Source organism: Acidobacteriota bacterium, assembly GCA_040756905.1.
GTDB lineage: Bacteria > Acidobacteriota > Aminicenantia > JBFLYD01 > JBFLYD01 > JBFLYD01.
Map to the genome: position 1 here is coordinate 1 of JBFLYD010000045.1, position 5,725 is coordinate 5,725.

Consider the following 5,725-nt stretch of genomic DNA (forward strand, 5'->3'; position numbering starts at 1 on the left):
ATAAATATGAAAAAAGCACAGAAATAATGAAAAATAAAAAAGCTACAGTGGCGACCTTAAAAACACATAGCGACCCAAATGGGATTGGCCATGGTTAATGTAGAAATGTCAAATGTTGAGACCTGACCCCGTTTTGTAAAACTGACCCCGTTTTGATTTTGGAGAGAAGACCCCATTTTGGATATAAAATAAAATTGGAAAATTTATAAAAAATGAATGAAGATACAATATTCTCAACATATTGAAAATAGATTATTATTGAGAAAGCTTGACTATGAACTACCAAAAAGAATATTTGACCAATCTAAAGAAAGGTATATCGATGAAAAAACTGGGCACTTTATTGTAATAATGAAAGTGGAGGTTTATAATAAAATGAGAGAGGTAATGTTAGCGTATAAACTTGAGGAAGATTGTGCAGTCCTTCTGACAATACATCCATTAAAAGAAGGACAAAAAGAAAAGAGGATTGCCACTGGCAGGTGGAGGAAAGTATGAAAGAAGATTTCAAAGTATATTATGATAAAGAACAAGACATTCTTTATCTTGCCAAAGAGGGACGAGAAGCAGAGATTGTGGAACTCGCACCAGGAGTGAATATGGAGTTAGATGAATCGGGCAATCTGATTGGGATAGAGGTTTTTAATGCATCTCAAGTATTAAAAGATGTCATAGGGTTAATGGAGAAGAAACTTCAAACTGCTTCACCTTAGTACCAAACAGGGTCAGGTCTCAACATTTGACATTTTGCTGATTTTTCATTAATCTTTCCAATCTTTCATCCAATGACAAGACCTTTAAGATTATCCTTTGAGAATGCAGTTTATCATGTAACTGCAAGGGGAAACAGAAAAGAGAAAATCTTTTATTCAGAAAATGACAAAAGAGTATTCCTGGAGAAATTGAATGAAACCTTTAAGAAGTACTCTTTCATTTGCTATTCCTATTGCCTTATGGATAATCATTATCACCTTTTTATAAAGACTCCCCTTGCAAACATAACAGATGGAATGCATTATCTTAATGCATCCTACACCAACTGGTTCAAGGCTGCCCATAAAATCGTTGGAGTGGTATTTCAGGGAAGATATAAGTCAATTCTTGTTGATGAGGATAATTACGCTTTAGAGCTTTCCGCCTATATTCACTTAAATCCCTTAAGAGCAGGGATAGTTAAGAACATCGAACAGTACAAATGGAGTAGCTTTTTAGAATATATTGGAGAAGGAATGCCTTCGGTAGAGAGGTTAGATACATCGTTTATACTGAACCAGCTGGATGATGATTTAAAACGAGCCGCAGAAAAATACAAAAGATTTATTCTTGAAAGAAAAAATATGAAAAACCCTCTCGAGAATACTTACAAAGGTATCGTTCTTGGTAGTGAATGGTTTGTTGAGAAGATAAAGGAAAAAATAGTGTCGATAGGTCAGAAAAGAGAAATAAGCGAAACCAGGATTGCCAGATCAGACTCATTGATGGCTGAGGAAATAATAAGGAAAATCTCTGAGGTCTTTGAAATAGAGAGTGATGAAATCTTCAGAAAGAAAAACCGTAACATTTACCGTCATATAGCATTGTACATGATAAAAAAATATTCCGCATTATCATTGAATGAGATAGGAGAACTGTTTGAGATGGACTATGGAGCTGTCTCTCAAGCTGTAAGAAGATTTGAGGATAAGATTAAGACTGATAGAAGAATTCTGAAGATTAAAGATGTGGCTGAAGAAGCTCTTAGAAAATCAGACAATGAGAAAGATTAAAGAAATAAAAAGCATAGAAAAAATGAAAAATAAAAAAGTAACCATAGTGACCTTAAAAACCACATATCGACCTTAATGGGATTAAGATAAGATTAATGTAGAAATGTCAAATGTTGAGACCTGACCCCAAAATTGAACCCAAAATTTGGAAAAAGATACTCTTCTGGGGAATAATTCTGGTTTATGGAGGGGTGTTTTTATACTATTCGATGACATCTCTTTCCATTCCTTCAAGGACAAAGGAGTTTGGATGGAAGCAAGATTATGGATTTGATAAGTGGGAAGAGGGACCTTATGGAGAGTATAGATGGTCAAAAAAAGGAGCTGGATATACTCAAACTATTGAAAAGCCCTTTGTAATTATTCCAGTCATAGCTTCCCATCCTGATTTAGAGAAAAATCCCCTTGATGTAAAAGTTTTCTTCTCAGAGGATCCATTTAAAAAGGGACAGCCTCTTGAGGAGTTTAAGATAAGAGAGAATAAATGGATGATGAGGGCATATTATTTTCCTCAATATCTGGGAAAGGATATATTTTTTTCATTCAAAGTATCAAGAACATGGAATCCTTTAAAGACCCTTGGTTTACCTGACCCGAGGAATTTAGGAATAGGAGTAGCAAAAGCTCACTTCAGGGATGAAATTGGAGAGGAAGGGATTGGGTTTTATGGATGGGAAGATATCAGAAAATTCCCATTCAGATGGACTTCTGATAGAGCCATGATGGAATTTAACACAAATAAAGATGAGATTTTAATTCCTGTTTCTGCTGGAAATCCTGATGTGAAAGAGAGGCCAGTATTAGTGAAGATAAAAGTGATCCGTGATCAGGAATCCGTGAAGAGTAATATTAGGTTGGAGGATAATCTGTGGCATGAGGTGAGGATAAATCTGGGAGAAAAAGTGTTGTGGAAAAAGTTTGTGATTCATTTTGAGGTTTCAAGAACCTGGAGACCGATTGATTTTGGCATAGGAGAAGACAGGCGAGAGCTGGGAATAAAGGTTGGGAAAATAGAGTGAGTCTATTTATAGTGAACGTTAAAAATAAATAGATGTAGGGCAAGGCTTTAGCCTTGCGAAAAGCAACCCCCAAATCAACCCATGAAACAAGTTCAGCAAAAACGGGGTCAGGTCTCAACATTTGACATTTTGCTGATTTCTCATTAACCTTTCCAATCTTTCCTCCAATGACAAGACCTTTAAGATTATCCTTTGAGAATGAAGTTTATTGTATAACTGCAAGGGGAAATATAAAAGAGAAAACCTTGAGAAGAATTAAAGAAATAAAAACCTACCATGGTGACCTAAATAGGATTAGCCAGGATTAATGCAGAAATGTCAAATGTTGAGACCTGACCCCCGATAATTTGACCCGATAATTGATAAACACAAAAAAATGTGATATACATATTTATGTGAAATATTTAAGGAGGGAAAATTACTATGGATAGGCAGAATGTAACTTTATCATTGCCCAAGTCCTTATTAAAAAAAGCTAAATTAATAGCAGTGAAAAAAGAAAAATCTTTGAGCGAACTTATGAGAGAGGCTCTTGAAGAGAAAGTCAGAGAAGATACAGGGTATAAAAAAGCAAGAGAGAGACAATTAAGGCTTCTTAAAGTAGGGCTTGATCTTGGAACAGAAGGTCGTATTACAATATCAAGAGAAAAACTTCATGCCAGGTGATAAGGTATTTTTAGATACAAATATCATTATTTATGCCTATGATGTTTCTGCGGAAAAGAAACATGAGACAGCTAAAAAAATTGTGGTGGATTTATGGGATTCCGGACTTGGGATTCTAAGCACCCAAGTACTACAGGAATTCTTTGTAAGCATAACAAAGAATATATCAAAACCATTAAATGTAAAATTTGCGAGGGGAATTGTAAGCGACCTCTTGAGATGGGATGTCGTTGTAAATGATGGACAATCCTTATTAGAGGCTATAGAAATACATTCCAAATATAAGTATTCTTTTTGGGATTCTATGGTCATTCAGGCTGCTATAAAAGGTGGTGCGGCATTTTTGTTATCTGAAGATCTGTCCGGTGAACAAATAATCGGTGGTGTTAAGATCAAGAATCCTTTTGTAGAAGGATAGGAAAATATCAGGGATTGGCTATAATTGTACAGCTTGATTAACTAAATTTACATAATTATATTAAAGATTGTTAACTAAACCGCATTGACGAAATTTTTTTAGTGTGATAATAAGCATTGAGGAGGAAAAATGGAGGAACAGTATAAATCGGATGAGCAATTGAGAAGAAATCAGTTTAGAGGCGAGCAATTTGGAGCGGATGAAGTTGAGTTAAAGGATTACCTTATTGTTTTATGGAAATGGAAGTGGCTTATAATTTTAGGGACTTTTATTACCACTTTTACTGCTGGTGTTGTTTCCTTTATGCTTCCAAAGGTTTATAAGATTAGCTCAATTATCCAGCCTCCAAGAGTGGCATTTTTAAACGAAGGAAACGTCCAGTTGAGAGAATTAGAATCTCCTATTACTTTGAAGGGAATAATCGAAGGAAGAACTTTTGATGAGCAGATAATGAGAGATTTGAACCTTAAAGAGGGAGAAATGCCAAAAATAAAATTACAGATCCCAAGAGATACAACATTGATTGATTTGTCCATTGAAAGTGCAAAGCCAAATCAGGCTAAATTAGTATTAGAAAAGCTTACTTCGATACTTCGAGAGCATTACAGAGACAGGATAAATCTTGAAAAAGATAACATAGATACAAAAATTCGAGAATTGAATATAAAGATTGAAAATTTAAAAAACAAGATTATTTTTGGAGATGAGGATTATAAAACAAACAAAGAGAATTTGGAAAAAAGGACTCAGCTTACAAAGGAAGATTATAGTATTAAAAAAAGTGATTTAGAGAATAAAATCAAAACTACAGAAGAAGATTATAATATCAAGAAGAAAGATTTGGAAAATAAAATTAAAACAACTGAGGAAGACCATAAAATAAAAATTGAAAATATGAAGAAAAAAATTGAAATAACAAAAGAAGACCTTTCTGTTGTTTTGAAACAAAAAGAAGTGGTCAATCAGCAGTTAAAAGAAACAAAAGAAAGATTAGACAAATTAGCAGAGGAGAGAAGGAAAGTTCAGGCTAATAATCCAAATGATGCAATGGCAGTTCTTCTTTACACAAATGATATGCAAAATAATCAAAGATATTACAATGACTTACAAACTCGTTTGACATTGGATTTGGAGTTAAGAGAAAGGGATTTAAAGAAAACAATTGAGGATAGTCAGAGAGAATCCGATTTATTAGAAGTATCTTTAAAGAAATCATTAGAGGAATTTAATAATCAGATGGAGACCTTAGAAAACAATTTTAAAAAATCAATGCAAGACCTAAAAAACCAATTAGAGATATTGGAAAATAACCATAAAAGCAATTTAGAATCTCTTCAATATGACTTAGAAATGTTAGGAATAAATTATAAAAAGAATTCAGAAGAACTCCAGAGAAGTATAGAATCATCCCAGATTCAAGTTGAGAACTTTAAATTCCTTAAAAATAACATACAGGAATTTAAAATCCATAAGTACCCGATAATTCCAGAGCGATCGATAAAACCAAAGAAGCGATTGAATGTAATGATTGCATTCTTTGCAGGCGGCTTCTTAATGGTTTTCCTTGCATTTTTCCTGGAATACCTTTCAAAAATAAAATTGACTGAGAATCAACAGAGGGTGAGAATCTAAAAAAATTAACAAATAATAGTTAAAATCAAAAAAAGGCGGAGGGAATCAAATGATTTTCTTCGCCTTTTTTGTTTATAAATTAATGAAAAAGTTAGCACTAAGAATCAAATGAGGAAGACTCTTCAGGATTTATGGTAATAAAACCCTCAATCTTTGCAATATTGAGAAGGCGTACATCAGTGCATACAAAAATTAATGTTTTTCCAAGTCTTCTATTTAACATA

At 33.6% G+C, this 5,725-nt stretch carries 7 protein-coding genes; all 7 read left to right on the forward strand.

Features of this window, described 5'->3' with window-relative positions; genetic code table 11:
* Positions 1 to 216 precede the first annotated feature (216 nt).
* Positions 217 to 498: a hypothetical protein gene (locus tag AB1410_07745; GenBank protein MEW6456585.1), complete on the forward strand. Its 282-nt coding sequence runs from the start codon at positions 217 to 219 to the stop codon at positions 496 to 498.
* Positions 495 to 713 carry a DUF2283 domain-containing protein gene (locus AB1410_07750; protein ID MEW6456586.1) on the forward strand — a complete coding sequence of 73 codons (219 nt, stop codon included), beginning with the start codon at positions 495 to 497 and terminating at the stop codon, positions 711 to 713. The genes AB1410_07745 and AB1410_07750 overlap by 4 nt, the downstream gene beginning before the upstream one ends.
* 72 nt (positions 714 to 785) lie before the next feature.
* Positions 786 to 1,766 carry a transposase gene (locus tag AB1410_07755; protein MEW6456587.1) on the forward strand — a complete coding sequence of 327 codons (981 nt, stop codon included), beginning with the start codon at positions 786 to 788 and terminating at the stop codon, positions 1,764 to 1,766.
* 191 nt (positions 1,767 to 1,957) lie between these two features.
* Complete coding sequence (locus tag AB1410_07760) at positions 1,958 to 2,785, forward strand: hypothetical protein (protein MEW6456588.1); 828 nt, start codon at positions 1,958 to 1,960, stop codon at positions 2,783 to 2,785.
* 423 nt (positions 2,786 to 3,208) lie between these two features.
* Positions 3,209 to 3,451 (forward strand): DUF6364 family protein, encoded by a 243-nt coding sequence (locus tag AB1410_07765; protein ID MEW6456589.1) that lies wholly within the window; start codon positions 3,209 to 3,211, stop codon positions 3,449 to 3,451.
* On the forward strand, positions 3,441 to 3,869 hold the full coding sequence (locus tag AB1410_07770) for a PIN domain-containing protein (protein ID MEW6456590.1): 429 nt from the start codon (positions 3,441 to 3,443) through the stop codon (positions 3,867 to 3,869). The genes AB1410_07765 and AB1410_07770 overlap by 11 nt, the downstream gene beginning before the upstream one ends.
* Positions 3,870 to 3,998: 129 nt before the next feature.
* Complete coding sequence (locus tag AB1410_07775) at positions 3,999 to 5,501, forward strand: Wzz/FepE/Etk N-terminal domain-containing protein (protein MEW6456591.1); 1,503 nt, start codon at positions 3,999 to 4,001, stop codon at positions 5,499 to 5,501.
* Positions 5,502 to 5,725: the final 224 nt, after the last annotated feature.

Excerpts from the sequence above, each read along its gene's own strand:
- AB1410_07750 (MEW6456586.1), top strand. The coding sequence starts at position 495 with ATGAAAGAAGATTTCAAAGTATATTATGATAAAGAACAAGACATTCTT.
- AB1410_07745 (MEW6456585.1), top strand. The coding sequence starts at position 217 with ATGAAGATACAATATTCTCAACATATTGAAAATAGATTATTATTGAGA.
- AB1410_07775 (MEW6456591.1), top strand. The coding sequence starts at position 3,999 with ATGGAGGAACAGTATAAATCGGATGAGCAATTGAGAAGAAATCAGTTT.
- AB1410_07765 (MEW6456589.1), top strand. The coding sequence starts at position 3,209 with ATGGATAGGCAGAATGTAACTTTATCATTGCCCAAGTCCTTATTAAAA.
- AB1410_07770 (MEW6456590.1), top strand. The coding sequence starts at position 3,441 with ATGCCAGGTGATAAGGTATTTTTAGATACAAATATCATTATTTATGCC.
- AB1410_07755 (MEW6456587.1), top strand. The coding sequence starts at position 786 with ATGACAAGACCTTTAAGATTATCCTTTGAGAATGCAGTTTATCATGTA.